This window comes from Kocuria sp. KKT182 (assembly GCF_055635395.1).
This window is the reverse complement of record NZ_CM145757.1, coordinates 129,927-153,609: the sequence shown is the minus strand read 5'-3', so window position 1 is coordinate 153,609 and position 23,683 is coordinate 129,927. Positions and strand designations below refer to the sequence as shown.

The 23,683-nt window shown below is 73.5% G+C and carries 23 protein-coding genes; 1 reads left to right on the top strand and 22 read right to left on the bottom strand.

Features of this window, described 5'->3' with window-relative positions:
* Positions 1–47: 47 nt before the first annotated feature.
* The 16 genes from miaA to rpsO all read right to left on the bottom strand — a co-directional run bounded on the left by miaA (position 48) and on the right by rpsO (position 18,179).
* Positions 48–968, bottom strand: coding sequence for a tRNA (adenosine(37)-N6)-dimethylallyltransferase MiaA (gene miaA, locus ACZ2G1_RS00660; RefSeq protein ID WP_017832907.1), 921 nt, complete (start codon positions 966–968; stop codon positions 48–50).
* Entirely contained in the window at positions 965–2,494 is a 1,530-nt protein-coding gene (miaB, locus tag ACZ2G1_RS00655) for a tRNA (N6-isopentenyl adenosine(37)-C2)-methylthiotransferase MiaB (protein ID WP_109222398.1), read from the bottom strand. Before miaB ends, miaA begins: the two co-directional genes overlap by 4 nt.
* 29 nt (positions 2,495–2,523) lie before the next feature.
* A complete protein-coding gene (locus tag ACZ2G1_RS00650) occupies positions 2,524–3,156 on the bottom strand; it encodes a regulatory protein RecX (RefSeq protein WP_470377326.1) in 633 nt (210 codons plus the stop codon).
* Positions 3,157–3,164: 8 nt separating this feature from the next.
* Complete coding sequence (gene recA, locus ACZ2G1_RS00645; protein WP_017832910.1) at positions 3,165–4,277, bottom strand: recombinase RecA; 1,113 nt, start codon at positions 4,275–4,277, stop codon at positions 3,165–3,167.
* Positions 4,278–4,511: 234 nt separating this feature from the next.
* Positions 4,512–4,733 carry a DUF3046 domain-containing protein gene (locus tag ACZ2G1_RS00640; protein WP_017832911.1) on the bottom strand — a complete coding sequence of 74 codons (222 nt, stop codon included), beginning with the start codon at positions 4,731–4,733 and terminating at the stop codon, positions 4,512–4,514.
* A gap of 154 nt (positions 4,734–4,887) precedes the next feature.
* The gene (locus ACZ2G1_RS00635) at positions 4,888–5,319 is read right to left on the bottom strand and encodes a helix-turn-helix domain-containing protein (protein ID WP_017832912.1); all 432 of its coding nucleotides are present in this window, start codon (positions 5,317–5,319) and stop codon (positions 4,888–4,890) included.
* 163 nt (positions 5,320–5,482) lie between these two features.
* Positions 5,483–5,977 carry a CinA family protein gene (locus ACZ2G1_RS00630; protein ID WP_095651567.1) on the bottom strand — a complete coding sequence of 165 codons (495 nt, stop codon included), beginning with the start codon at positions 5,975–5,977 and terminating at the stop codon, positions 5,483–5,485.
* Complete coding sequence (pgsA, locus tag ACZ2G1_RS00625; RefSeq protein WP_017832914.1) at positions 5,974–6,579, bottom strand: CDP-diacylglycerol--glycerol-3-phosphate 3-phosphatidyltransferase; 606 nt, start codon at positions 6,577–6,579, stop codon at positions 5,974–5,976. Before pgsA ends, ACZ2G1_RS00630 begins: the two co-directional genes overlap by 4 nt.
* Positions 6,580–6,616: 37 nt before the next feature.
* A complete protein-coding gene (locus tag ACZ2G1_RS00620; RefSeq protein ID WP_470377325.1) occupies positions 6,617–9,607 on the bottom strand; it encodes an FtsK/SpoIIIE family DNA translocase in 2,991 nt (996 codons plus the stop codon).
* A 64-nt stretch (positions 9,608–9,671) separates the two neighbouring features.
* Positions 9,672–11,363, bottom strand: coding sequence for a ribonuclease J (locus ACZ2G1_RS00615; protein WP_017832917.1), 1,692 nt, complete (start codon positions 11,361–11,363; stop codon positions 9,672–9,674).
* A gap of 13 nt (positions 11,364–11,376) precedes the next feature.
* Entirely contained in the window at positions 11,377–12,333 is a 957-nt protein-coding gene (gene dapA, locus ACZ2G1_RS00610) for a 4-hydroxy-tetrahydrodipicolinate synthase (protein WP_109243414.1), read from the bottom strand.
* Between the two features lie 67 nt (positions 12,334–12,400).
* The gene (locus ACZ2G1_RS00605) at positions 12,401–13,033 is read right to left on the bottom strand and encodes a tetratricopeptide repeat protein (protein ID WP_017832919.1); all 633 of its coding nucleotides are present in this window, start codon (positions 13,031–13,033) and stop codon (positions 12,401–12,403) included.
* A gap of 5 nt (positions 13,034–13,038) precedes the next feature.
* Positions 13,039–13,842: a 4-hydroxy-tetrahydrodipicolinate reductase gene (gene dapB / locus ACZ2G1_RS00600; protein ID WP_017832920.1), complete on the bottom strand. Its 804-nt coding sequence runs from the start codon at positions 13,840–13,842 to the stop codon at positions 13,039–13,041.
* A gap of 62 nt (positions 13,843–13,904) precedes the next feature.
* Positions 13,905–15,329 (bottom strand): M16 family metallopeptidase, encoded by a 1,425-nt coding sequence (locus tag ACZ2G1_RS00595; protein WP_470377324.1) that lies wholly within the window; start codon positions 15,327–15,329, stop codon positions 13,905–13,907.
* 54 nt (positions 15,330–15,383) lie between these two features.
* Positions 15,384–17,648 (bottom strand): polyribonucleotide nucleotidyltransferase, encoded by a 2,265-nt coding sequence (locus tag ACZ2G1_RS00590; protein ID WP_017832922.1) that lies wholly within the window; start codon positions 17,646–17,648, stop codon positions 15,384–15,386.
* A gap of 261 nt (positions 17,649–17,909) precedes the next feature.
* Positions 17,910–18,179: a 30S ribosomal protein S15 gene (rpsO, locus tag ACZ2G1_RS00585; protein WP_017832923.1), complete on the bottom strand. Its 270-nt coding sequence runs from the start codon at positions 18,177–18,179 to the stop codon at positions 17,910–17,912.
* Positions 18,180–18,478: 299 nt separating this feature from the next.
* Here rpsO and ACZ2G1_RS00580 point away from each other — a divergent pair, with 299 nt between their 5' ends.
* Complete coding sequence (locus ACZ2G1_RS00580) at positions 18,479–19,348, top strand: aldo/keto reductase (protein WP_176338160.1); 870 nt, start codon at positions 18,479–18,481, stop codon at positions 19,346–19,348.
* A gap of 22 nt (positions 19,349–19,370) precedes the next feature.
* On the opposite strand, the gene ACZ2G1_RS00575 is transcribed toward ACZ2G1_RS00580, so the two are convergent.
* The 6 genes from ACZ2G1_RS00575 to rbfA form a co-directional block, all read right to left on the bottom strand.
* On the bottom strand, positions 19,371–20,372 hold the full coding sequence (locus tag ACZ2G1_RS00575) for a bifunctional riboflavin kinase/FAD synthetase (RefSeq protein WP_017832925.1): 1,002 nt from the start codon (positions 20,370–20,372) through the stop codon (positions 19,371–19,373).
* Between the two features lie 30 nt (positions 20,373–20,402).
* A complete protein-coding gene (locus ACZ2G1_RS00570; protein WP_035929697.1) occupies positions 20,403–21,062 on the bottom strand; it encodes a GNAT family N-acetyltransferase in 660 nt (219 codons plus the stop codon).
* Positions 21,063–21,162: 100 nt separating this feature from the next.
* The gene (locus tag ACZ2G1_RS00565; RefSeq protein ID WP_181372568.1) at positions 21,163–21,645 is read right to left on the bottom strand and encodes a hypothetical protein; all 483 of its coding nucleotides are present in this window, start codon (positions 21,643–21,645) and stop codon (positions 21,163–21,165) included.
* Between the two features lie 55 nt (positions 21,646–21,700).
* Positions 21,701–22,072, bottom strand: coding sequence for a hypothetical protein (locus ACZ2G1_RS00560; RefSeq protein ID WP_109243412.1), 372 nt, complete (start codon positions 22,070–22,072; stop codon positions 21,701–21,703).
* Positions 22,072–23,124 carry a tRNA pseudouridine(55) synthase TruB gene (gene truB / locus ACZ2G1_RS00555; RefSeq protein ID WP_052133096.1) on the bottom strand — a complete coding sequence of 351 codons (1,053 nt, stop codon included), beginning with the start codon at positions 23,122–23,124 and terminating at the stop codon, positions 22,072–22,074. The genes ACZ2G1_RS00560 and truB overlap by 1 nt, the downstream gene beginning before the upstream one ends.
* Before the next feature lie 21 nt (positions 23,125–23,145).
* Positions 23,146–23,595 (bottom strand): 30S ribosome-binding factor RbfA, encoded by a 450-nt coding sequence (rbfA, locus tag ACZ2G1_RS00550; protein ID WP_017832930.1) that lies wholly within the window; start codon positions 23,593–23,595, stop codon positions 23,146–23,148.
* Positions 23,596–23,683 lie beyond the last annotated feature (88 nt).

Here is a 23,683-nt window from a genome sequence, read left to right as displayed (position 1 = left end):
GCCATGATACGCGGACCCGGCCGCCGGTCCGCGGCCGGGTCCGTGGTTCAGCCCCCGGCCGCGACCCGTTCGACGACGTCCGCGGCGCGCTCCGCGAGGCCGGGCGCGGACGGGTCCAGCCAGTGCACCCGGGGGTCCGCACGGAACCAGGTCCGCTGGCGGCGGGCGAAGCGGCGGGTGGCCACCACGGTGGCCTCGACCGCCTCCGCCACGGTGGCGCGGCCGTCCACCACGTCCAGGAACTGGCCGTAGCCCAGGGCACGGGAGGCCGTGCGCCCCTCGCGCAGCCCGCGGGCCGCCAGGGCGCGCACCTCGGTCTCCAGGCCGGCCTCGACCATGGCCCCGACCCGGCGGGCGAGCCGGTCGTGCAGCGCGGCACGCTCGAGGTCCAGGCCGATCTGCACCGTGGGCTCCACGTGCTCGCGGCGGGGCATGAAGGACGTGAACGGGCGGCCGGTGAGCTCCCACACCTCCAGGGCGCGCACCAGCCGCCGCTCGTCCTGCAGCCGGGCGGCGGACGCCGGATCCACCTGGCGCAGCCGCTCCCGCAGGGCGCCGGGGCCCCGCGCCGCGAGCTCGTCCTCGATCCGGGCCCGCACCGCGGGGTCGGTGCCGGGCAGCTCGAGCACGTCCAGGGCCGCGCGCACGTAGAGCCCCGAGCCGCCCACCAGGACGGGGACCCGGCCGCGGACGCGGATTTCTGCGAATCGGGTCCGGGCGGCGCGCTGGAAGTCCGCGACCGAGGCCTCCTCGGTGACGTCGAGGACGTCGAGGAGGTGGTGGGGCACCCCGCGCCGCTCCTCCGCGGTCGCCTTGGCGGTGCCGATGTCCATCCCGCGGTAGAACTGCATGGAGTCGGCGTTGACGACCTCCCCGCCCAGCCGCAGGGCGAGCTCGACGCCCAGGGCGGTCTTGCCGGTGCCCGTGGGCCCGACGACGGCGACGACCGGCAGCTCCGAGCGGGTCACCGGACGGGGAGGCCCGGCATGCCCAGGCTCACGGGCCCGGGGCCGGCGGCGCCCGGGGCGGCGGGGACCCCGCAGGACTCGGCCTGGCGGCGGTCCCAGGCGTCCCCGGCCCGCGAGCGCCGCAGCGCGTAGTCCTGCGGGGACCGGGGGTCGGCGACGAGGTGGTAGGCGGCCGCGCCGGTGACGACGACCGTCACGAAGTCGCCGGGCCGCGGGACCTCGGCGCCCTCCGGGACGGAGAAGTGGACGAGCCGCTGGTCCCGCGCGCGGCCCGAGAGCCGGTGGGTCTGCTCGGACTTCTTGCCGGCCTCCGCGGTGACGAGCAGCTCGACCTGCCGGCCGACCACCGCCCGGTTCTCCTCCGCGGCGATCCGGTCCTGCAGCGCCACCAGCCGCTCGAAGCGCTCCTGCACCACGGCCTTCGGCACCTGGTCCGCCATCTCCCCCGCGGGGGTGCCGGGCCGGACGGAGTACTGGAACGTGTACGCCGAGGAGAAGCGGGAGGCCGCCACGACGTCGAGGGTGGCCTGGAAGTCCTCCTCGGTCTCCCCCGGGAAGCCCACGATGATGTCCGTGGTGATCGCGGCCTCGGGGATGCGCTCGCGGACCGTGTCCAGGATCCCGAGGAACCGCTTCGAGCGGTAGGAGCGGCGCATCTCCTTGAGGATCCGGTCGGAGCCGGACTGCAGGGGCATGTGCAGCTGCGGCATGACGTTGGGGGTCTCCGCCATGGCGTCGATGACGTCGTCGGTGAACGCGGCCGGGTGCGGGCTGGTGAAGCGCACGCGCTCCAGGCCCTCGATCTGCCCGCACGCCCGCAGCAGCTTGGCGAACGCCCCGCGGTCCCCGAACTCCACGCCGTAGGAGTTCACGTTCTGCCCCAGGAGCGTGACCTCGACCGCCCCGTCGTCCACGAGGGCCTGCACCTCGGCGAGGACCTCCCCGGGCCGCCGGTCCCTCTCCTTGCCGCGCAGGGACGGGACGATGCAGAACGTGCAGGTGTTGTTGCAGCCCACGGAGATCGAGACCCACCCCGAGTAGGCGCTGTCCCGCTTGGTGGGCAGCGTCGAGGGGAACACCTCGAGGGCGTCGAGGATCTCCAGCTGCGCCTCGGCGTTGTGCCGCGAGCGCTCCAGCAGGGCGGGCAGGGAGCCGATGTTGTGGGTGCCGAAGACGACGTCCACCCACGGCGCCCGCTCGAGGATGGTGTCCTGGTCCTTCTGCGCGAGGCAGCCGCCGACGGCGATCTGCAGGTCCTTGTTGCGCTTCTTGGCGGGCACGAGCTGGCCGAGGTTGCCGTAGAGCTTGTTGTCGGCGTTCTCGCGCACGGCGCACGTGTTGAACACCACGAGGTCCGGCTCGCCACCGGCGGCGGGGACGTAGCCGGCGGCCTCGAGCAGACCCGTGATCCGCTCGGAGTCGTGGACGTTCATCTGGCACCCGAACGTGCGCACCTCGTAGGAGCGCGGGGCGGGCGCGCCGGAGGACGCGGTCGGGTCCGGGGAAAGGGCTGCGGGGGTCGACATCACCGGACAATTGTACGGGGCGGTCCCGGTCACGGGGTCTCCGGGTGTTCCTCGCCCATCTCGTCGTCCTGGACCGCGGCACCGGAGCGCGCCTCGAGCTCCTCCTTCACCACGGCGAAGGCCAGCCCGGGCGGGTAGCCCTTCCGCCCGAGCATCCCGACCAGCCGCCGCACGGCCCTGTCCCGCTCGGCGCGGTCGGTGAGCTCGGCCCCGGCGGGGAGCTTGCGGCGCACCAGCTCGGCGGCGTCCGCCCGCTCGTCCTCGTCGGTGCGCTGCCCGAGCGCCGACTCGGCGATCTCCCCCGTGACGCCGCGGGTGGCCAGCTCCCGCCGGATCGCGGACCGGGAGAGCTTGCGGGAGCCGGCCCGGGAGCGGACGTAGAGCTCCGCGAACTGGGCGTCGTCGACGAGGTCGACCTCCTCGAACCGGTCCAGCACCTCCCGGGCAACGTCCTCGGGGACGTTGCGGTCGGCGAGCTTGTCCTCGAGCTGCTTGCGGCTCTTCGCCGAGGCGGTGAGCTGGCGCAGGACGATCGCCCGGGCCACCTCCCGGGCGTCCGGCTCGGGGTCCTGGGCCGGGGACGACGACGCTGCCGGGCCCTCCGGCCCGCGGTGGCGGGCGGAGGACCGGCGGCGCCGGCGGTCGTACGGGCTCTCGGTCACGGACCCGCTCAGAAGGCCGGGCCGGCGACCTCGGTGGGCAGCCCGGTCACGGGCTGCTCCTCCGCGGTCTCCTCGGCGGTCTCCGGCTCCTCGACGACCCCGAGCTTCACCAGGATCCGGCGCTCGATCTCCTCGGCCAGCTCCGGGTTGTCCTTGAGGAACCGGCGCGAGTTCTCCTTGCCCTGCCCCAGCTGGTCGCCCTCGTAGGTGAACCACGCCCCGGACTTCTTGACGATGCCGTGCTCCACGCCCATGTCGATGAGCCCGCCCTCGGTGGAGATGCCCTCCCCGTAGAGGATGTCGAACTCGGCCTGCTTGAAGGGCGGCGCCATCTTGTTCTTGACGATCTTGGCGCGGGTCCGGTTGCCCACCGGGTTGGCCCCGTCCTTGAGGGTCTCGATGCGGCGCACGTCCACGCGGACCGAGGCGTAGAACTTCAGCGCCTTGCCACCGGTGGTGGTCTCGGGGCTGCCGAAGAACACCCCGATCTTCTCGCGCAGCTGGTTGATGAAGATCGCGGTGGTGTTCGAGTGGGAGAGCCGGCCGGTGATCTTGCGCAGCGCCTGGCTCATCAGGCGGGCCTGCAGACCCACGTGGCTGTCGCCCATCTCGCCCTCGATCTCGGCCTTGGGCACCAGGGCCGCCACCGAGTCGATGACGATGATGTCGATGGATCCGGAGCCGACGAGCATGTCCATGATCTCCAGGGCCTGCTCACCGGTGTCCGGCTGCGAGACCAGCAGGCTGTCGGTGTCCACGCCGAGCTTCTCGGCGTAGGAGGGGTCGAGGGCGTGCTCCGCGTCGATGAAGGCGGCAATCCCGCCGGCCTTCTGGACGTTGGCGACCGCGTGCAGGGCCACGGTCGTCTTGCCGGAGGACTCCGGGCCGTAGATCTCCACGACGCGCCCGCGCGGGAACCCGCCGATGCCCAGCGCGACGTCCATCGCGATGGACCCGGTGGGGATGGTCTCGATCTTGGTCGCCGGGCGGTCGCCCAGGCGCATGACCGAGCCCTTGCCGTAGTTCTTGTCGATCTGCGCGAGAACGGTCTCGAGAGCCTTCTCGCGGTCGCTGCCGAACTGCTGGTCGGCGCTCTGCTTGTTGCTGCCCTTGGCTGCCATGGTCCACCTCGTGTTCGGGGGGTTCCGCCGGTGCGGCCGGAACCGTTGCTGCTGGTCTTTTCGTGTTCCACGGTATCGCCGTGGTCGGACACCGTAAGGCTTCGCGCGGGACCTGGGGAGGAGCGGGAACCACTGTCCCGGGACGGACCGGGCTGTGCAGTCCGCGACCCGCTGCTTCGAATATACCTTCGAAGCGGTCGCGGGTCCACGGGCGCGCCGGGAACCCGGCGGGCGTCAGTCCCGGGGCGGGCGGTCCACGCCCCACCAGCGGGACTCGGGGACGTCCTGGGCCCGGCAGAGGGCGAACCACACGGTCCGCGGGTCGACGCCGGCCTCGATGGCCTCGGCGGCCGTGCGGTGCTCGAGCTCCCCGAGCACCAGGTCCCGGGCCAGGACCCTGCTGTAGCCCGCGCCGAACTCGTCGGCCATGAGCTGCCAGAAGCTGCTCAGCCTCATCCGCGTCCTCCTTCGTCGTGCTGCCGGCCGGGGGTCGTGCCCGTCCATCCTGCCATCCGGGCGGCGGGGCCGGCACAGGCCGGAGGGCCCGGCGGTCCTGGGACCGACGAGCCCTCCGGGACGTCGTGGGCGGGCGGCGGGCCGCCCGGGCGGATCAGCGGGCGCCGGCCGCGGCGGCCTCGCCGCCGTTGACCCGGCCGAACTCCCGCGAGTACTGCTCGGTGAGGTCGCTGGGCACGGTGTCCGGGACCAGGAGGCCCTCGGCGTAGGCCAGCCGGTCCGCGACCTCGCGCAGCATCTGGGACATCGGGATGTCGAGCGCGGCGCAGATCGACGCGAGCAGCTCGGAGGAGGCCTCCTTCTGTCCGCGCTCCACCTCGCTCAGGTAGCCGAGGGAGACGCGGGCGCTGTGCGAGACCTCTCGGAGGGTGCGTCCCTGGCGCTGGCGGACGCTGCGCAGGACCTCACCGATCTCCTGGCGGAGTACACCCATCTTCATGTCCTTCGTCTCGGTGCTGTCGTCCTCGTCGAGGCCCACGTCCTTCCAACGGACGACGCCATTGACGGACACGGGTTGCTTGGTCATGTGAATCGCTCGTCTCCTCGTGTGTGCGGCAGCTTCACCGCCTGCTGCGGGCGGTGCCTCGGCGCCGGCCGGTCGACATCTTGACTTCGATCGGCTCAACTCGAGCCTGCGATCATTGCTAACCCCGCTGACGGTTCCATTCTTCCCCGCAGGAGGCGGTTTTTCACTGTGAGTTGGCTGGGAGCACCAGGGCCGCCGTGAGCCGCTCGAGGGCGGCGCGCACGGCGGCCGCCCGGATCTCCGCCCGGCCCCCCGCCGCGGCCAGCTCGTGGACGGTGGACCCGCCCGGTCCCGCGACGCCCAGGTAGACCGTGCCCACCGGCTTGCCGTCGTGCGGCTCGGGGCCGGCGGCGCCCGTGGTGGAGACGGCCCAGTCCGTGCCGAGGCGGCGGCGGGCGCCCTCCGCCATGGCGACCGCGACGTCGGGGTCGACGGAGCCCCGCTCGGCGAGCAGCCGGGCCGGCACGCCGAGGACCTCGGTCTTGACCCGGTTGGAGTAGGAGACGACCGCGCCCTCGAAGCAGGCCGAGGCCCCGGGGACGTCGACGACGGCGGCGGCCAGCGCTCCCCCGGTGAGGGACTCCGCGGTCGCGACCGTCAGCGCCCGGCGGACGGCCTCCTCGACGAGCGCCCGGGCGGCCGGCTGCGGCTCCGTCACGCCGCGTTCCGCCCGGCCAGCGCCCGGCGGCGCAGCTGGACCGCCTTGACCACGTAGTCCACGCCGGTCACGACCGTGACCACGAGGGCCGCCCCCATCGCGATCCAGCCCAGCCACGGCCACCACGCGCCCACCAGGGGCACCAGCGGGAGCAGCAGGAGCAGGAGCGCCACGGTCTGCAGGACGGTCTTGAGCTTGCCGCCCTTCGAGGCGGCCATGACGCCGTAGCGGATGACGACGAAGCGCAGGAGCGTGATCCCCCACTCGCGGACGAGGATCACCACGGTCACCCACCACCACAGCTCGCCGAGCATCGAGAGCACCACGAACGCGGCGCCGGTCAGCAGCTTGTCGGCGATGGGGTCGGCGATCTTGCCGAAGCTGGTGATCAGCCCGCGGGCCCGGGCGATGTCGCCGTCGAGCTTGTCCGTGTACATGGCGACCGCGAAGACCGCCAGGGCGGCCCACCGCATGCCCAGGGAGTCCTCCCCCTGGGTGCCTCCCACCCACAGGAACCACACGAAGAAGGGCACCAGCACGATGCGCAGGGCGGTCAGCGCGTTCGGCAGGTTGAGGTTGGACGCCGGGTCCGCGGGGCTCATCTGGTGCTCGCTTCCTGGTGGGTGGGACGGGGTCGGCTCAGCGGCCGGTCAGCTGCCAGGCGTCCTCGGACTCCTCGGGGTCCTCGGCGCCGTCGCCGTGGTCGGTCGTGGTCCGGGCCAGCGAGGCCTCGACCGGGTCCTCGCCGTAGTCGACCGACCCGCCGGCGCCGGCCTGCGGCGCGGGCGGCTCCTCGCCCCGGAGCACGGCGAGGGTCGCGGCGAGGTCGTCGGGCTTGACGAGCACGTCCCGCGCCTTGGACCCCTCGGAGGGCCCGACGACGCCGCGGGACTCCAGCAGGTCCATGAGCCGGCCGGCCTTGGCGAAGCCGACGCGCAGCTTGCGCTGGAGCATGGAGGTGGACCCGAACTGCGTGGTCACCACGAGCTCGGTGGCCTGCAGGAGGACGTCGAGGTCGTCCCCGATGTCCTCGTCGATGGTCTTCTTGGGGGCCTCCTGCACCACGTCCTGGCGGTAGTGCGCCTTCATCTGGCCCTTGACGTGGTCGACGACCTCGTGGATCTCCGACTCGGTGACCCACGCGCCCTGCACGCGCATCGGCTTGGAGGCGCCCATGGGCAGGAACAGGGCGTCGCCCTGGCCGATGAGCTTCTCGGCGCCCGGCTGGTCCAGGACCACGCGGGAGTCGGTGACCGAGGACGTCGCGAACGCCATCCGGGAGGGCACGTTGGCCTTGATCAGACCGGTGACCACGTCCACGGAGGGCCGCTGGGTGGCGAGCACCAGGTGGATGCCGGCGGCACGGGCGAGCTGGGTGATCCGCACGATCGCGTCCTCGACGTCGCGCGGGGCGACCATCATCAGGTCCGCGAGCTCGTCGACGATCACGAGCAGGTACGGGTACGGCCGGATCACGCGCTTCGAGCCGGGCTCGGGCTGGACCTTGCCGTTGCGCACGGCCTTGTTGAAGTCGTCGACGTGCTTGTACCCGTAGTGCGAGAGGTCGTCGTAGCGGGCGTCCATCTCCCGCACGACCCACTGCAGCGCCTCGGCGGCCTTCTTGGAGTTCGTGATGATGGGGGTGATCAGGTGGGGCACGCCCTCGTAGGCGGTCAGCTCGACCCGCTTCGGGTCGACCATGACCATCCGCACCTCGTCCGGGGTGGCGCGCATCAGGAGCGAGACGATCATCGAGTTCACGAAGCTCGACTTGCCCGCGCCGGTGGCGCCGGCGACGAGCAGGTGCGGCATCTTCGCGAGGTTGGCCACCACGTAGCCGCCCTCGACGTCCTTGCCCACGCCCATGACCATGGGGTGCTCCGTCTTGCGGGCGTTGTGCGAGCGCAGGACGTCGCCCAGGGACACGGTCTCGCGGTCGGTGTTCGGGATCTCGATGCCGATCGCGGACCGGCCGGGGATCGGCGAGAGGATGCGCACGTCCGCGGAGGCCACGGCGTAGGCGATGTTCTTGGACAGCGCCGTGACGCGCTCGACCTTGGTGCCGGAGCCCAGCTCGATCTCGTACCGGGTGACGGTGGGCCCGCGGGAGAAGCCGGTGACCACGGCGTCCACGCTGAACTGCTCCAGCACGCTCGTCAGGGAGGCGACCACGGCGTCGTTGGCCTCGGAGCGCTCCTTGGGCGGCGGTCCCTGCACGAGCGCGCCGGCCGCGGGCAGGGAGTAGGCGATGTCGCCCTCGAGCTTGAGCTGCTCCGCGCGGGCGGGGATGGGCGACTCGGGGGTGTGGGTGCGGGCGGTGACGGACGTGGAGCCGGTGGGCTCGGCGGCCACGTCCTCCAGCGCCGGGGAGCCGGAGCCCGCGGCGGTGTCCGCGGCCGGCTCGAGGCCCTGCTCCCGGCGCAGCCGGCGGGCGGCGAGCTGCTCCTGGGTGGGCCGCTTCTGCCCCGGCCGGGGGACGTCGCCCCCCTGCTCCGCGGCGGCGGCCGGCTCGGCGGATCCCGCCGCCCCCGCCGTTCCTGCCGTTCCCGCCGCGGCGGCCCGCTGCCGGGCGGCGCGCGCGGAGTCGACGTCGAAGACGCGGGTGGGCGCCTGGCCGTCGGCGGCCTCCTCGGCGACGACGGCGCGCTCGAAGGCCTCGTCCCCGCGGTAGCCGTCGAGGGCGCGGCGCTCGGCCTCGGCCGCCTTGCGCTCGCGGCGCTTCTCGCGGCGGGTCTTGGCCGCCTCGGCGCGCGCGGCGTGCTCGTCCAGGTAGGAGCGGTCGTGCCGGGCGGCGGACACGTCGGTCGCGGAGACGGGCCCGTCCTGGCCCATGAGCCGCCAGTAGCCCTGCCGCAGTCGCGGCAGGATGAGGTTGACGGGCGTCGCGGTGACCACGAGCACGGACAGGAACAGGGCCGCGACGAAGATCGCGCCGGCGCCGACCGGGGTGATGAGGGCGCTCAGCGGGTCGGCGGCGAGGAATCCCACGTAGCCGCCGGCGCTCCGGAGCGCCTCCTGGCCCTGGCTCGGGGACGGCTGCCCCAGGAGCACGTGCGCGAGGCCGGAGCCGGCGACGACGGCGGCGCCCAGCCCGATCGCGATGCGGTTGTTGGCCGAGGTGTCCTCGGGGTGGCGGAAGCGGCGCAGGGCGAAGCCCACGAGGGGCAGCGGCAGCACCAGGGCCGTCCAGCCGAAGGTCCCCGCGAGGACCTCGTGCACCGCCACGGCGGGGACCGCCAGCCACGGCGCGGACGCGCCGGGCAGGTTCCACCACTCGACGGCCGCGGCGAGGAGGCCCAGCATCAGCAGGAAGAGGGCGCCGCCGTCGCGCAGCGACTCCGCGGGCACGTCCGTGCGCAGGGTGCCCATGCGGCGCACGGCGCCGCCGACCACGTGGGCGAGGGCCGTCCAGACGCCTCCGACGGCGCGGGCGCACCAGGCCAGGGCGGCGCCCGTGCCGTGCAGCACCCGCGGGGAGCTCGCGGCGGGCGCCGCGGAGCCCCGTCCGGCGGTCGACGGACGGCGGGTGGAGGTGGACCGGCTGGATCCCGACGACCGCGCAGAAGACGTGCTGTTCTTGCCACGCGACGTCGAGGCGCCCTTGCGGGCGGGGGAAGTACGAGTCGCCATGCTCCCAGGGTAGACCACGGCCTCCCCCCGTCAGCGGTGCCGCACGGGGGGAGGGACCGGGGGCTCAGGCCTCGATGACGACCGGGACGATCATGGGCTTGCGGCGCAGCCGGCGGCTGACCCAGGAGCCGATGGTGCGGCGCACCACCTGCTGGAGCTGCTGGGTGGTGTGGTTCTTGCCCGAGTGGTTGATGGCGTCCTCGAGCGCGGCGGTGATCCTCGGCTTGATCTCGTCGAACACGCTGTCGTCCTCGGCCACGCCGCGGGCGTGCACGTCCGGGCCGGTGACGACCTTGCCGGTGTCCCGGTTGACCACGGTGATGACGGAGATGAAGCCCTCCTCGGCCAGCACGAGCCGGTCCTTGAGGTCGGCGTCGGTGATCGTGCCCACGGAGGAGCCGTCCACGTAGACGTAGCCGCACTCGACCTGGCCGGTGATCCGCGCCTCGCCGTCGGCCATGTCCACCACGGTGCCGCCCTCGGCCAGGAGCACGTGGTCGGTGGGCACGCCGGTCTCCTCGGCGAGCTTGCCGTTGGCGATGAGGTGGCGGACCTCGCCGTGCACCGGCATGACGTAGCCGGGCTCCACGATGTTGTAGCAGTACAGCAGCTCGCCCGCGGCGGCGTGCCCGGAGACGTGCACCCTGGCGGTGCCCTTGTGGACCACGGTGGCGCCCAGCCGCATGAGCCCGTTGATGATCCGGAAGACCGAGTTCTCGTTGCCGGGGATGAGGGAGGACGCGAGGATCACGGTGTCGCCCTCGGTGAGCTGGACCTTGTGGTCGCCGTTGGCCATCCGGGACAGCGCGGCCATCGGCTCCCCCTGCGACCCGGTGCACATGATGACCAGCTCCGAGTCCGCGTGCTCGTCGATCCGCTTCTGGTCGATCAGGGTGTTCGGCGGGACCTCCAGGTAGCCCAGCTTCTCGGCGATGGTCATGTTGCGCACCATGGACCGGCCCATGAACGCGACCTTGCGCCCGTGCTCGGCGGCGGCGTCCAGCACCTGCTGCACGCGGTGGACGTGCGAGGAGAAGGACGCCACGACCACGCGCTTCGGGGCGCGCCCGATCACGTCCGCGAGGACGGGGCCGATGTGCTTCTCCGTGGGGGTGAACCCGGGGACCTCGGCGTTGGTGGAGTCGGTGAGGAACAGGTCCACGCCCTCCTCCCCCAGCCGGGCGAAGTGGCGCAGGTCGGTGATCCGGCCGTCGAGCGGCAGCTGGTCCATCTTGAAGTCGCCCGTGTGCAGGACGGTGCCGGCCTTCGTGCGCAGGAACACCGCGAGGGCGTCCGGGATCGAGTGGTTGACGGCCACGAACTCGCACTCGAACTCGCCGAGCCGCTCGACCTGCCCCTCCCGCACCGCCATGGTGTAGGGCTTGATCCGGTGCTCCTGGAGCTTCGCCTCGATGAGCGCGAGCGTCAGCCGGGAGCCGATCACGGGGATGTCGGGGCGGCGCTTCAGCAGGTACGGGACGGCGCCGATGTGGTCCTCGTGGCCGTGGGTCAGCACCACGGCCACGACGTCGTCGAGCCGGTCGACGATGTGGTTGAGGTCCGGGAGGATGAGGTCCACGCCCGGCTGGGTCTCCTCGGGGAAGAGCACGCCGCAGTCGACCACGAGTAGCTGCCCGTTGATCTCGAACACCGTCATGTTCCGTCCGACCTCGCCCAGCCCGCCCAGCGGGACGACGCGCAGGACGTCCTTGCCGAGGGCGGGGGGAGCCGCCAGGTCGGTGTGCCACTGGGTCATGGGACCCCTTTCGTCAGTCGATGGTCTCGAGGAGGGTGTCGGCGACGACCGAGCCCCGCAGGTCCGCGCGGATCAGGGCGGCCTCGGCCTCCGTGGGCGGGACGTGCGGGAGCCGCACGGTGTTGTGCGGCAGCCGGCCCTGCCACATGAGGATCGTCTTCGCCGCGACGGCGCCGGGGGCGCGGGTCATCGTGGCGCGGACGACGGGCTCGAGCTCGGCGTTGATCCGCCGGGCCGTGGCGAGGTCCTGGGCACGGACCGCGTCGACGAGCTCGCGGTACCGGGCGGTGGCCACGTGGGTGGTGACGCCGATGAGCCCGGCGGCGCCGATGGCCATCCAGGGCAGGGTCAGGCCGTCGTCGCCCGAGTAGTAGAGCAGGTCGGTCTCGGCCAGCACCCGGGTCGCGGCGACCAGGTCCGCCTTGGCGTCCTTGACGGCCACGATGTTGGGGTGCCCGGCCAGGGAGATGAGGGTCTCGGTCGCGATCGGGATGCCGGCGCGGCCGGGGATGTCGTAGAGCATGATCGGCAGGTCCACGGAGTCCGCGAGGCTGCGGAAGTGGGCCTCGACACCGGCCTGGGAGGGCTTGTTGTAGTAGGGGGTGACGATGAGCAGCCCGTCCATGCCGAGCTTCTCGGCCGCGCGGGAGAGGTAGCGGGAGTGCTCGGTGTCGTTGGAGCCGGTGCCCGCGAGCAGCGGCACGCGGGAGCCGACGGCCTCCTTGACCGCGCGGAACACGGAGAGGTTCTCCTCGTCGGTCATGGTGGAGTACTCCCCCGTGGTGCCGCACACCACGAGGCCGTCGCAGCCGTCGTCGACGAGCTGGACGGCCATGGCCGCGGTGGCGTCCAGGTCCACGGACCCGTCCGCGGCGAAGACGGTGATCATCGCGGTGAGCAGCGTCCCGAACAGGGGCTCGGACCGGGTCGCGGGGAGGTCGGCGGCGGAGGGCGAGGCGTTGGCAGTCATGGGTGCCAGGTTACCGCCTCCGCGGCGGGGGCACCGGCGGGCGGGCGGCGGGGGCTCGCCACCACGGTCAGGCCCGGCCCTCGCCCGGGGGGTCGGCGGGCTCCACGTTGCGGGGGGTGCGCCCGCGGGAGAGGGCCACGGCGTCGCGCATCGCGGAGCGGGCGCGGGTCCGGTCCCCGGCGGCCGCGTAGGCCAGGGAGAGCCGGTACCAGTTGCGCCAGTCGCCCGGGTCCGCCTCGGTCTGCGCCCGGACGGCCCCGAAGCGCTCGTCGGCGGCCTCGCGCACGATGCGCCCGCCGGGGGTGCGCGGGAGGTCGTCGGGCGGCAGCCCGCCCTCCTCGTGCAGCGTCCGGCCGAGCTGCTCGGTCCGGACCCCGAACAGGATCTCGCGCACGAGCGCCCACACGCCCACGGCCGGGAGCACCAGCATGGCGACGCCGAAGGCCTTGGCGATCCAGCCGTCCGTGCCCAGCAGCAGCACCGCGCGGTGCAGGCTCAGGCCCAGGTAGACGACGAGCAGCGTCACCATGGCCGCGGCGAGCAGCTTCGCCTTGCTCGTGGACTCCAGGAGCGTGAAGACGCCCGCGAAGACGAGCACGGCGAGGATCCACAGCTTCGAGCCACCGGGGACGGGCAGCAGCCACAGGGTCAGCAGGGCCGCCGCGAGCAGGCCCCAGATCCAGGCCCGGATGGAGTCCATCGGCGCTACAGCCCCAGGTCGAGGTAGCCCTCGAGCCCGTGCGTGAGCCCCTGGTGGGAGCCCACCTCCCGGACGCCGAGCACCACGCCGGTCATGAAGGAGATCCGGTCGAAGGAGTCGTGCCGGATGGTGAGCTGCTCGCCGACGCCGCCCAGCAGCGTCTCCTGGTGGGCGACGAGCCCGCGCAGGCGCACGGAGTGCACCCGGACGTCCTCCACGAGCGCGCCGCGGGCCCCGCCCGGGTCCTGCTCCGTGGCGTCCGGCGACGGCGCGACCCCCGCGGCCCGCCGTGCCTGCCCGACGAGGGCGGCGGTGCGGGCTGCGGTGCCCGAGGGGGCGTCCACCTTGTCCGGGTGGTGCAGCTCGACGATCTCGACGGACTCGAAGAACCGGGCGGCCTGCGCGGAGAAGCGCATGGCCAGCACCGCGCCCACCGAGAAGTTGGGGGCGACGAGCACTCCCACCCCGGGGTGCTCGGCCAGCAGCGCCTCGAGCCGGTCCAGCCGCTCGGCGTCCCAGCCGGTGGTGCCCACGACGCAGTGCATGCCGTGCTGCACCGCGAAGCGGACGTTGGCCTCCGTGGCGGAGGGGACCGTGAGGTCGACCACGACCTCCGCGCCGGCGGCGACCAGGGCCTGGAGGGAGTCCTCCCGGCCGAGCTCGGCGACGAGCTGGAGGCCCTCGGTGCGGCGCACCGCCTGCACGGCCTCGCTGCCCATCCGCCCGCGCGCGCCGAGCACGGCGACGCGCAGCTCGGCGGGGGCGGACGGCGGGGCGTCGGTGGTCACGGGGGCGGTGCGCTCGGTCATGGCTCCAACTCTAGGTCACGGGACGGGTGGCGCCGCCGCCGGCTCCCGGCGGCGGCGTGCGGTCAGCGGCGGGTGGGCGCCACGATGGTGGTCACGACCGGGCCCTCGGCGAGCCACCCCGCGAGCTCCCGGACCTGCTCCGGGGTCACGGAGCGGACCCGGTCCAGGGACTCGTCGATGTCGAGGAACTCCCCGGACTTCAGCTCCGCGGAGCCCAGCCGGGACATCCGGGACCCGGTGTCCTCGAGGGCGAGCACGGTGCCCCCGCCCAGCTGGCCCACGACCTTGCGCAGCTCGTCCGCCCCGATGCCGTCCCGGGCGAGCGTCTCCAGCTCGCCGGCCATGAGCGCCAGGACCTCGTCGGTGCGCGCGGGCAGGCACCCGGCGTACATCCCGAAGTAGCCGGCGTCCGAGTAGGCGCCCGAGAAGGAGAACGTGCTGTAGGCCAGGCCGCGCTTCTCGCGGATCTCCTGGAACAGGCGGGAGGACATCCCGCCGCCCAGGGCCGCGTTGAGCACGGTCATCGCGAAGCGGCGGTCGTCCCCGGCCACGAGCCCGGGCCGGCCGACGACCACGTTGGTCTGCTCCACGGGCCGCTCCAGGAAGTGCTCGCCCCAGTCCGGCTCCAGGGGCGCGGGGGTGCGCTCGCGCCGCGGGAGGGGGGCCGCCGGGGCGGCCGGGTCCCAGCCCGCGCGCTCGAGGGCCTCGGCGACGAGGGCGACGACGACGTCGTGCTCGAGGCCGCCGGCGGCCGTGACCACGAGGCCCTCGGGCCGGTAGTGGCGGCGGTAGTGCTCGACCACCGCGTCACGGGGCACCGCGAGGATCTCCTCGGGGGTCCCGCCGATGGGCCGGCCGAGGGGGTGGGCCCCCAGCACCCGCTGGGTGAACTCCTCGAAGGCGACGTCCTCGGGGTCGTCCTTGTCCATCGCGAGCTCCTCGAGGATGACCCCCCGCTCCCGCTCGAGCTCGTCCGGGTCCAGGGCGGCCGACGTCACCATGTCGGTGATGACGTCGATCGACATCGGCAGGTCCTCGGCCAGGACCCGCGCGTAGTAGCACGTGTGCTCCTTGGCCGTGGCGGCGTTGGACTCCCCGCCCACCTCGTCGAACGCCTCCGCGATCTGCAGCGCCGAGCGTCGCTCGGTGCCCTTGAACAGCAGGTGCTCGAGGAAGTGCGTGGAGCCCAGGCGGCCGGGCTGCTCGTCGCGGGAGCCGACGCCGACCCAGAAGCCGACCGTCACGGCCCGCTGGGCGGGCATCCGCTCGGTGACCACCCGGGTGCCGCACGGCAGGACCGTGCGACGGACCACATTGCCGCCGGCGCCCTCGTGGAGGGTGTGGCTGAACCCCGCGGCGGCCGTGGTCAGGGCCGCGGCCGCGGCGGAGGGGGAACTGCGGGGAACCGCCGAGAGGCGGGCGTCCGGGCCGAGGGTGCTCCCCGGGCCGCGGTCGCCCGCCTCCAGCGGCAGATCGACTGCCGTCATCCAGCTGTGCTGCTTTCTGTGCTCGTGCGGTGCTGTGCGCGGGACGGGCCCGGCTCAGGCCTCGGTGGCGTCGTCGTCCTCGGTGGGTACGTTGGGCTCCTCGGCGACCACGGGGGCCAGGGACAGCTTGCCGCGGTCGTCGACCTTCGTGATCTCCACCTGGACCTTCTGGCCCACGCCGAGGACGTCCTCGACGTCGGTGACGCGCTTGCCCTCGTTGAGCTTGCGCAGCTCCGAGATGTGCAGCAGGCCGTCCTTGCCCGGGGTGAGGGAGACGAAGGCGCCGAAGGTCGTGGTCTTGACCACGGTGCCCAGGTAGCGCTCGCCGACCTCCGGAACCTGCGGGTTGGCGATCGCGTTGATCGCCGCGCGGGCCGCCTCGGCCGAGGGGCCGTCGGTGGCGCCGATGTAGACGGTGCCGTCGTCCTCGATCGAGATGTCGGTGCCGGTGTCCTCCTGGATCTGGTTGATCATCTTGCCCTTGGGGCCGATGACCTCGCCGATCTTGGAGACGGGGACGGTCACGGAGATCACGCGCGGGGCGAACTCGCTCATCTCGTCCGGCTGGTCGATGGCCGCGTTCAGCACGCCGAGGATGTGCAGCCGGGCCTCGCGGGCCTGGGTCAGCGCGGCGTCCAGCACCGAGGAGGGGATTCCGTCGAGCTTGGTGTCGAGCTGGATCGCGGTCACGAACTCGGAGGTGCCCGCCACCTTGAAGTCCATGTCGCCCAGCGCGTCCTCGGCGCCCAGGATGTCGGTCAGCGCGGCGTAGCGGGTCTCCCCGTCCACCTCGTCCGAGACCAGGCCCATGGCGATGCCGGCCACCGGCGCGCGCAGGGGCACGCCGGCGTTGAGCAGCGACAGGGTGGAGGCGCAGACGGAGCCCATCGACGTGGAGCCGTTGGAGCCCAGCGCCTCGGAGACCTGGCGGATGGCGTAGGGGAACTCCTCGCGGGAGGGCAGCACCGGGGTGATGGCCCGCTCGGCCAGTGCCCCGTGGCCGATCTCGCGGCGCTTCGGGGAGCCCACGCGGCCGGTCTCGCCGGTGGAGTACGGCGGGAAGTTGTAGTGGTGCACGTAGCGCTTGTGCTTGACGGGGGACAGCGAGTCGATCTGCTGCTCCATCTTGAGCATGTTCAGCGTGGTCACGCCCATGATCTGGGTCTCGCCGCGCTCGAAGATCGCGGAGCCGTGCACGCGGGGCAGGACCTCGACCTCGGCGGTGAGCTGGCGGATGTCCGTCAGGCCGCGGCCGTCGATGCGGACCTGCTCGGTGAGGATGCGCTGGCGCACGGTCTGCTTGGTGAGCGCCTGATAGGCGCCGTTGACCTCGTCCTTGCGGTCGGCGAAGGGCCCGTCCTCGCCGGCGAGCTCGGCCAGGGTCGCCTGGTGCAGCGCGTCGGTCGCGGTCTCGCGCTCCTGCTTGTCGGCGATCGAGTACACCTCGGCGAGCCGGGTGCCGACGGAGGCCGCGACGGCCTCCTTGACGTCGTCGCCGAAGCCGCCGAAGCGGGGCAGGTCCATGTCGGGCTTGCCGGCGCGGGCCTTGAGGTCGGCCTGGGCGTCGCACAGGGCCTTGATGGCGGGCTTGGCGGCCTCGAGGCCCTGGGCCACGAGCTCCTCGGTGGGGGCCACGGCGCCGTTGTTCTTGATCAGGTTCCAGGAGTTGTCGGTGGCCTCGGCCTCGACCATCATGATCGCGACGTCCTCGGAGCCGTCCTTGCCGGTCACGACGCGGCCGGCCACGGCCATGTCGAACACGGCGTTCTCGAGCTGCGAGTGCTTCGGGAAGGCCACCCACTGGTGCTGGCCGTTCTCGCCGGCCATGAGCGCCACGCGCACGCCGCCCACGGGACCCTGGAAGGGCATCCCGGACAGGGTCGTGGCCATGGACGCGGCGTTGATCGCGACGGTGTTGTAGATCTCGTCCGGGTTCATGGACAGGATCGTGACGACGACCTGCACCTCGTTGCGGATGCCCTTGCCGAAGGCGGGGCGCAGCGGGCGGTCGATGAGCCGGCAGGTGAGGATCGCGTCCGTGGAGGGGCGGCCCTCGCGGCGGAAGAACGAGCCCGGGATGCGCCCGGCCGCGTACATCCGCTCCTCGACGTCGACCGTCAGGGGGAAGAAGTCGAAGCCCTGGCGGGGGGACTTGCCCACCGTGGTGGCGGCGAGCATGGTGGTGTCCTCGTCGATGGAGACGAGGGTGGAGCCGGCGGCCTGCTTGGCGAGGCGGCCGGTCTCGAAGCGCACGACGCGCTTTCCGTAGGAGCCGTTGTCGATGACGGCTTCGGCGTACTGGATCTCGGGACCCTCCAAGGGTCACCTCCGTTTCGTGTCGGCGGGACCGTCCGCGCGTCACCCGGTCTTCGATCGAGATCCACGGAAGGTCCGGGGCCGCGGGGGCCGTCCGGTGTCCGGAGATCACTACCGAGGACCGCGAATGATCGGCGCGGTGGCCCCGTCTGGTGTTCGATGGTGCTGTCTCTGGTGGTGCGGGGTCCGCCCGGCTGCTGTGCCGTGCGGGCCCGGTGCTCGGCGGCGTCCTCCCGTTGCCGGGCGGACGCCGCCGGGTGCCGACTAGCGGCGCAGGCCGAGCCGCTCGATGAGCGTGCGGTAGCGCGTGATGTCGGTGTCGCGCAGGTAGGTCAGCATGCGGCGACGGCGACCGACCAGGGCCATCAGGCCGCGGCGGGTGTGGTGGTCGTGCTTGTGCTGCTTCAGGTGCTCCGTCAGATCGGCGATCCGGCGGGTCAGGACCGCGATCTGCACCTCGGGCGAACCGGTGTCGCCCTCGTGGGTGGCGAAGTCCTTGATGATCTCCTGCTTGATGGCGGCGTCGAGTGCCACGTGTAACTCCGTTCGAGTCAGTACCGTGCGGCCCGGACGACGGGCTCGTCGCCGGGTCCCGGGACTCCCCCGGGGGTCCGACAACCACGGACTGCAGTCGGACCGCCGTCCAGTCTAGCGGACCCGGGCGCGCCGCCCCACCCCCGGGCGGCGCGGCGCGCTGCGCTGGGCCTCCCCCGGCCGGTGGGCCAAGATGGGAGGGACACGACGGCGGGGTCCCGGCGCACGGCCCGTCCGGGCCGGGCAGGACCGGGCCGGCAGCACGTGGACGAGCAGGACGAGACGAGCAGGAGCAGCGCGTGAGCAAGGACGAGAAGGACGGGCGGGGCCCGGCGGTCGCCGACCGCACGCACACGATGCGGGACGGCCGGCGCATTCCCGCGATCGGGCTGGGCACCTACCCGATGGACGACGCCGGGGCCGAGGCCGACGTCGCCGAGGCCCTCATGCTGGGCTACCGGATGGTCGACACCGCGGTGAACTACGGCAACGAGACGGGCGTGGGGCGCGCGATCGCGGCGGCCGGCGTGCCGCGCGACGAGCTGTTCCTCACCACCAAGCTGCCGGGCCGGGACCACGGCACGGACTCCGTGCGCCGCTCGCTCGAGGGCTCCCTGCGGCGGCTGGGCACCGACCACGTGGACCTGTACCTCATCCACTGGCCGAACCCGTCGGTCGGCCGGTACGTCGAGACGTGGCGGACGATGCTGGAGCTGCGGCAGGAGGGGCTCGTCCGCTCGGTGGGGGTGTCCAACTTCACGCCCGCCCACATCCGGCGCCTGGTCGAGGAGACCGGCGAGACGCCGGCCGTCAACCAGGTGGAGCTGCACCCGCAGTACCAGCAGGAGCGGCTGCGGGAGTTCCACGCGGAGCACCGCATCATCACCCAGGCCTGGTCCCCGCTGGGCCGCAAGACCGATCTGCTCCAGCACGAGTGGATCGCGCGGATCGCCCGGCGCACCGGCCGCACCCCGGCCCAGGTCGTCCTCCGCTGGCACCTGCAGTCGCACACCGTGCCGATCCCGAAGAGCTCCGACCCCCGGCGCATGGCCGAGAACCTCGACGTCTTCGACTGGGAGCTGGACGAGGAGCAGATGCACCGGCTGCAGATGCTGCACACGGGGATCAGCGGGTCGGGGTTCGACCCGAACGAGCACGAGGAGATGTAGGGGCCCGGCCGGCCGCCGGGGCTCAGGCCTCGGCGGCCAGGATGCCGCGGGTGCGCTCGACGTCGTCGTCCATCTGGGCCACGAGCTTGTCGACGCCCTCGTAGGCGACCATCCCGCGCAGCCGGGCGACGAACTCCACGACCACCTCCTGGCCGTAGAGGTCGAAGTCCTCGACCCGCTCCTCGGGGCGGTCGATGACGTGCGCCTCGACCTGCCGGGGCACGTTCTCGAACGTCGGGTTGGACCCCACGGAGATCGCGGTGGGCCAGCGGGTGCCGTGGGCGTCGAGCAGCCACCCGGCGTACACCCCGTCCGCGGGGACGAACCCGGCCGCGTCCGGGGACAGGTTGGCCGTGGGATAGCCGAGCTCCCGCCCGCGGGCGGCCCCGTGCACCACCTCCCCGCGCATCCGGTGGTGGCGCCCGAGCAGCCGGGCGGCCGCGCGCACGTCCCCCGCCTGCAGGCAGGCGCGGATCCACGTGGAGGAGCAGCGCCGCTCCCCCGCCGCGGTCACGGCCGGGGCGTGCTCCGGGTGCTGCTCGTGCAGGGGGTCGAGCAGGTCGTCGACCACGCGGACCTCGAACCCGTGGCGCTGCCCCAGCTCCCGGAGCGTGTCGATGTTGCCGGTGTTGTCCTTGCCCAGGCGGGTGTCCTCGCCCACCACGAGGCAGCGCGCGCCGAGCGGGCCCACCAGGGTGCCCAGCACGAACTGCTCGGTGGACTGGGCCGCGAACTCCAGGCTGTACTCCAGCACGAGGGCGGCGTCCGCGCCGGTTCGCTCGAGGGCGTCCAGCTTGTCCTCGGTGCCCATGATCAGTCCCGGGTGGCTGCCGGGGCGGTGCACCTGCGCGGGGTGCGGGTCGAACGTCACGACCACCGAGGCCCAGCCCAGCTCGCGGGCGGAGTCGACGAGCTGGGACAGCACCCGCTGGTGGCCCCGGTGGACACCGTCGAAATTGCCGATGGTGACGACCGACGGGCCGAAGCCCGGGGGGACGTCAGAGAGATCTCGCCAGCGGAACACGCTTCTCCTCGCAGGAACGGAACAGGCAGGTCAGGGTCGGGGCGGCACGGGCCGGTGCGGGCCGCCGGGCTCCTCCGCGGGGGCGGCGGCCGGGGACGGCGGACCGTCCCACGGGGCCTGCGGGGAGCGGGGGTCCTCCGCGCCGAGGGTCAGGATCCAGGCGTCCACCGAGGCGCCGCGCTGCTCCATGAACCCGTCGATCCGCACCGGGGAGCGGAAGCCGAGCCTCCAGGCGAGCTTGCGGCTGGCCCAGTTGGGGACCTTCGCCATCCAGTAAGCATAGGTGAGGCCCAGGCGCCCGAAGGCGTGCTCGAGCAGCAGCCGGCAGGCGGCCTCGGCGGCGCCGGTGCCGCGGGCGTGGGGGCCGAAGTTGAGCCCGATGTCCGCCGTGGTCCCGCGCAGGGCGTTGAGCCCCACGGTCCCGTGCAGCCGGTCGGTCCGGGCGTCGGCGACCGCCCAGTTGTACTCGCGGCCGGCGCGCCAGGCGGCGGGGACGAACTCCTCGACGTACCAGCGCGCATCAGCCTCCGTGTAGCCCAGGGGCACGGTGGTGAACTCCGCGGCCGCGGGGTCCGCGCAGTTGCGGGCCAGCTGCGGGACGTCGCGCTCCTCGAGCCGGCGCAGCACCACGGTGCCGTCGGTGAGGACGGGGACGTCGTAGTCCTCGGCGCCGTCGGGGCGTACGGGCATCGGCGGGGGTCCTTTCGGGAGGCGTGCGGCACGGGGCGCTCCGGCCCGCGACCGAGCCTACCCGGTGCGTGCCGGTGCGCCGCGCGGGACGGACGGGCGCTCAGGCGGGTGCCCGCCCGCCCCGGGGCCGGGACCGGCGGAGCCAGGCGAGGCCGACCACCGGCAGCACGAGCGGGACGTAGCCGTAGTCCTGCCCGAAGTGGGACCACACGCTCGGCTCGGGGAACAGTTCCGGGACGAGCACCGAGAGCAGGCCCACGCCGAGCACGCCCAGCAGCTCCACGGCCACGGCGGCCGTGGCCAGCCGGTGCCAGCGGGGGCCGGGCCGGGCGAGGGCCACGGTGGCCACCACGTAGACGGCCGCGGCGAACGCGGAGAGCAGGTACGGCAGCGGCGCGGCCTGGAAGTCCGTCGCGATCTGGTAGAGCGAGCGGACACCGGCGGAGAGGGAGAAGACCGCGTAGACCACGACGACCAGCCGGCCGAAGCCCGAGGACTTGCGGTCGCCGCGCGCCGGGGCGGCGCGGGGCCCGAAGCGCCGCTGCAGCCGGGTGGGGCCGTCCTGCGGGCGGTCGTGCGTCATCGGGGCCTCTCCTGCGGGGTCGTGATGGGCCGGGAACCGGTCCGGGGTCCGGGGCTCACTGGTAGTACCAGATGTAGTTCATGCGGTAGACCATGATGGCCACCACGGGCCCCGCGGCCGCGAGCACCCAGTTGGACCAGCTCGAGCGCTCCACGAGGGACCACACGAAGGTTCCGGCCGGGATGAGCAGGGCGGTCAGCAGGTAGCCCCAGTACTCGAGGGCCGATCCGGTGGGCCCGGGCCCCCGCACGTGCATGACGACCGTGCCCACGGCGTAGACGAGCAGGAACGCCTCGAGCAGCAGCACGGAGCCCTGGGTCCAGTCGTCGGGCCGCCGCCCGCGTGCGGCCTGCACGGCGCACACCAGGAAGGAGAGGGCGCCCAGCAGGGCCGCGGCCCAGAACCAGCCGTCGTAGCCCCACAGCATCAGCGCTCCTCCCGGGTGGTCCCGGGCGGCCCGGGGAACCGCTCCCCGGGCAGGAAGACGAGCACGGGCTTGGCGGTGCGCTCGCCGCGGTGGCCGCGGTCGGACAGCAGGGCCACGAGACGCCCGTCGGGGGCGAAGCCGGCGGTGACGGCGTCGTGATCCGGCGGGGTCCCGCCGTGGTCCCCGCCGCCGTCGGCGGCGCTGGGACCGATCCGGCGGCCGTGGGCGACGTCCTGGGCCTCGGCGGCGGTCAGCCGGCGGACGGGGAACAGTCCGGCGGCGGCCTCCTCCAGGCTCGTCACGGGCAGCGGGCGGCCGGCGGCCACCTCCGCGGCGAGCTCCTCCAGGGTGGACGCGTCCTCGAGGGTCCACGCGCCCACCCGGGTGCGGCGCAGCGCGGTCAGGTGACCGCCCACCCCGAGGTCGGCGCCGAGGTCCCGGGCCAGCGCCCGGACGTAGGTGCCCGAGCTGCAGGTCACGGTGACGTCGACGTCGAGGACCTCCCGTCCGGCGTCGTCGGCGGTGCGCACGAGCCGGTGCACGGCGAACTCGGAGACGGTGACGGGGCGCGCGGCGAGCTCCACGTCCTGCCCGGCGCGGACCTGGGCGTAGGCGCGGCGGCCCTCGACCTTGATCGCGCTGACCTTCGCGGGGACCTGCTGGATGTCCCCGGTGAGCCGGGCGACGCCGGCCGCCACCGCGTCCTCGTCCACCGCCGCCACGGCCCCGGGGGCGGCGACGTCGACGACCTCCCCCTCGGCGTCGTCGGTCACGGTGGTCAGGCCGAGCCGGATCGTCGCGGCGTACGTCTTGTCCCGGCCCACCACCCAGGTCAGGAGGCGGGTGGCCCGGTCGACGCCGAGCACCAGCACGCCCGTGGCCATGGGGTCCAGGGTGCCGGCGTGGCCCACCTTGCGGGTGCCCGCGAGGCGGCGGGCGCGGGCGACGACGTCGTGGCTGGTCCAGCCGGCGGGCTTGTCCACGACCACGAGCCCGGACGGCGTCGGCAGGGACGGGTCCGGACTCGGGACGTCAGGCTTCGTGCGGGTCACTTCCCCGGTGCCCCCGCCTGCTCAGCGGTCCCGGGAGGACTCGTCGTCCTCCTCGGCCGGCTTCCGGTAGGGGTCCTCGCCGGCGGCCCAGCTGGCCCCGGCGGCCTGGGCGGCAACCTCGGCGTCCTTCTCCTTGGCCGCGCGCAGCACCTCCTCGAGGTGGGAGGCGTTGACCGGGATCTCGTCCGGGACGAAGGTCAGGGTGGGCGTCAGGCGGGCCGTGATGTTCCGTCCCACCTCGCTGCGCAGGACGCCCTTGGCGGACTCGAGGGCCGCCCGGGTGTTCTGCTGCTCCTCCGCGGTGCCGAACACCGTGTAGTACAGGGTGGCGTGCTGGAGGTCGTTGGTGACGCGGGCGTCCGTGATGGTCACGAAGCCCAGCCGGGGGTCCTTGACCCGGCGCTCGAGCGCCTGGGCCACGACGACCTTGATCCGGTCGGCGAGTCGGGCGGCGCGTGCTGCGTCAGCCATGGTGGATGCTCCTCGGGTCGGGGCGGTGCGGTGCTCGGCGCGGTGCTGGCGACGAGGCGGGGAACGGTGCTGGAACGGGGGCGGCGGC

Bases quoted from the DNA above. Each gene is read 5' to 3' on its own strand.
- miaB (WP_109222398.1), bottom strand. From the start codon at position 2,494: ATGTCGACCCCCGCAGCCCTTTCCCCGGACCCGACCGCGTCCTCCGGC.
- recA (WP_017832910.1), bottom strand. From the start codon at position 4,277: ATGGCAGCCAAGGGCAGCAACAAGCAGAGCGCCGACCAGCAGTTCGGC.
- ACZ2G1_RS00640 (WP_017832911.1), bottom strand. From the start codon at position 4,733: ATGAGGCTGAGCAGCTTCTGGCAGCTCATGGCCGACGAGTTCGGCGCG.
- ACZ2G1_RS00635 (WP_017832912.1), bottom strand. From the start codon at position 5,319: ATGACCAAGCAACCCGTGTCCGTCAATGGCGTCGTCCGTTGGAAGGAC.
- pgsA (WP_017832914.1), bottom strand. From the start codon at position 6,579: ATGAGCCCCGCGGACCCGGCGTCCAACCTCAACCTGCCGAACGCGCTG.
- ACZ2G1_RS00620 (WP_470377325.1), bottom strand. From the start codon at position 9,607: ATGGCGACTCGTACTTCCCCCGCCCGCAAGGGCGCCTCGACGTCGCGT.
- ACZ2G1_RS00615 (WP_017832917.1), bottom strand. From the start codon at position 11,363: ATGACCCAGTGGCACACCGACCTGGCGGCTCCCCCCGCCCTCGGCAAG.
- dapA (WP_109243414.1), bottom strand. From the start codon at position 12,333: ATGACTGCCAACGCCTCGCCCTCCGCCGCCGACCTCCCCGCGACCCGG.
- ACZ2G1_RS00605 (WP_017832919.1), bottom strand. From the start codon at position 13,033: ATGGACTCCATCCGGGCCTGGATCTGGGGCCTGCTCGCGGCGGCCCTG.
- dapB (WP_017832920.1), bottom strand. From the start codon at position 13,842: ATGACCGAGCGCACCGCCCCCGTGACCACCGACGCCCCGCCGTCCGCC.
- ACZ2G1_RS00595 (WP_470377324.1), bottom strand. From the start codon at position 15,329: ATGACGGCAGTCGATCTGCCGCTGGAGGCGGGCGACCGCGGCCCGGGG.
- ACZ2G1_RS00570 (WP_035929697.1), bottom strand. From the start codon at position 21,062: ATGCCCGTACGCCCCGACGGCGCCGAGGACTACGACGTCCCCGTCCTC.
- ACZ2G1_RS00565 (WP_181372568.1), bottom strand. From the start codon at position 21,645: ATGACGCACGACCGCCCGCAGGACGGCCCCACCCGGCTGCAGCGGCGC.
- ACZ2G1_RS00560 (WP_109243412.1), bottom strand. From the start codon at position 22,072: ATGCTGTGGGGCTACGACGGCTGGTTCTGGGCCGCGGCCCTGCTGGGC.
- rbfA (WP_017832930.1), bottom strand. From the start codon at position 23,595: ATGGCTGACGCAGCACGCGCCGCCCGACTCGCCGACCGGATCAAGGTC.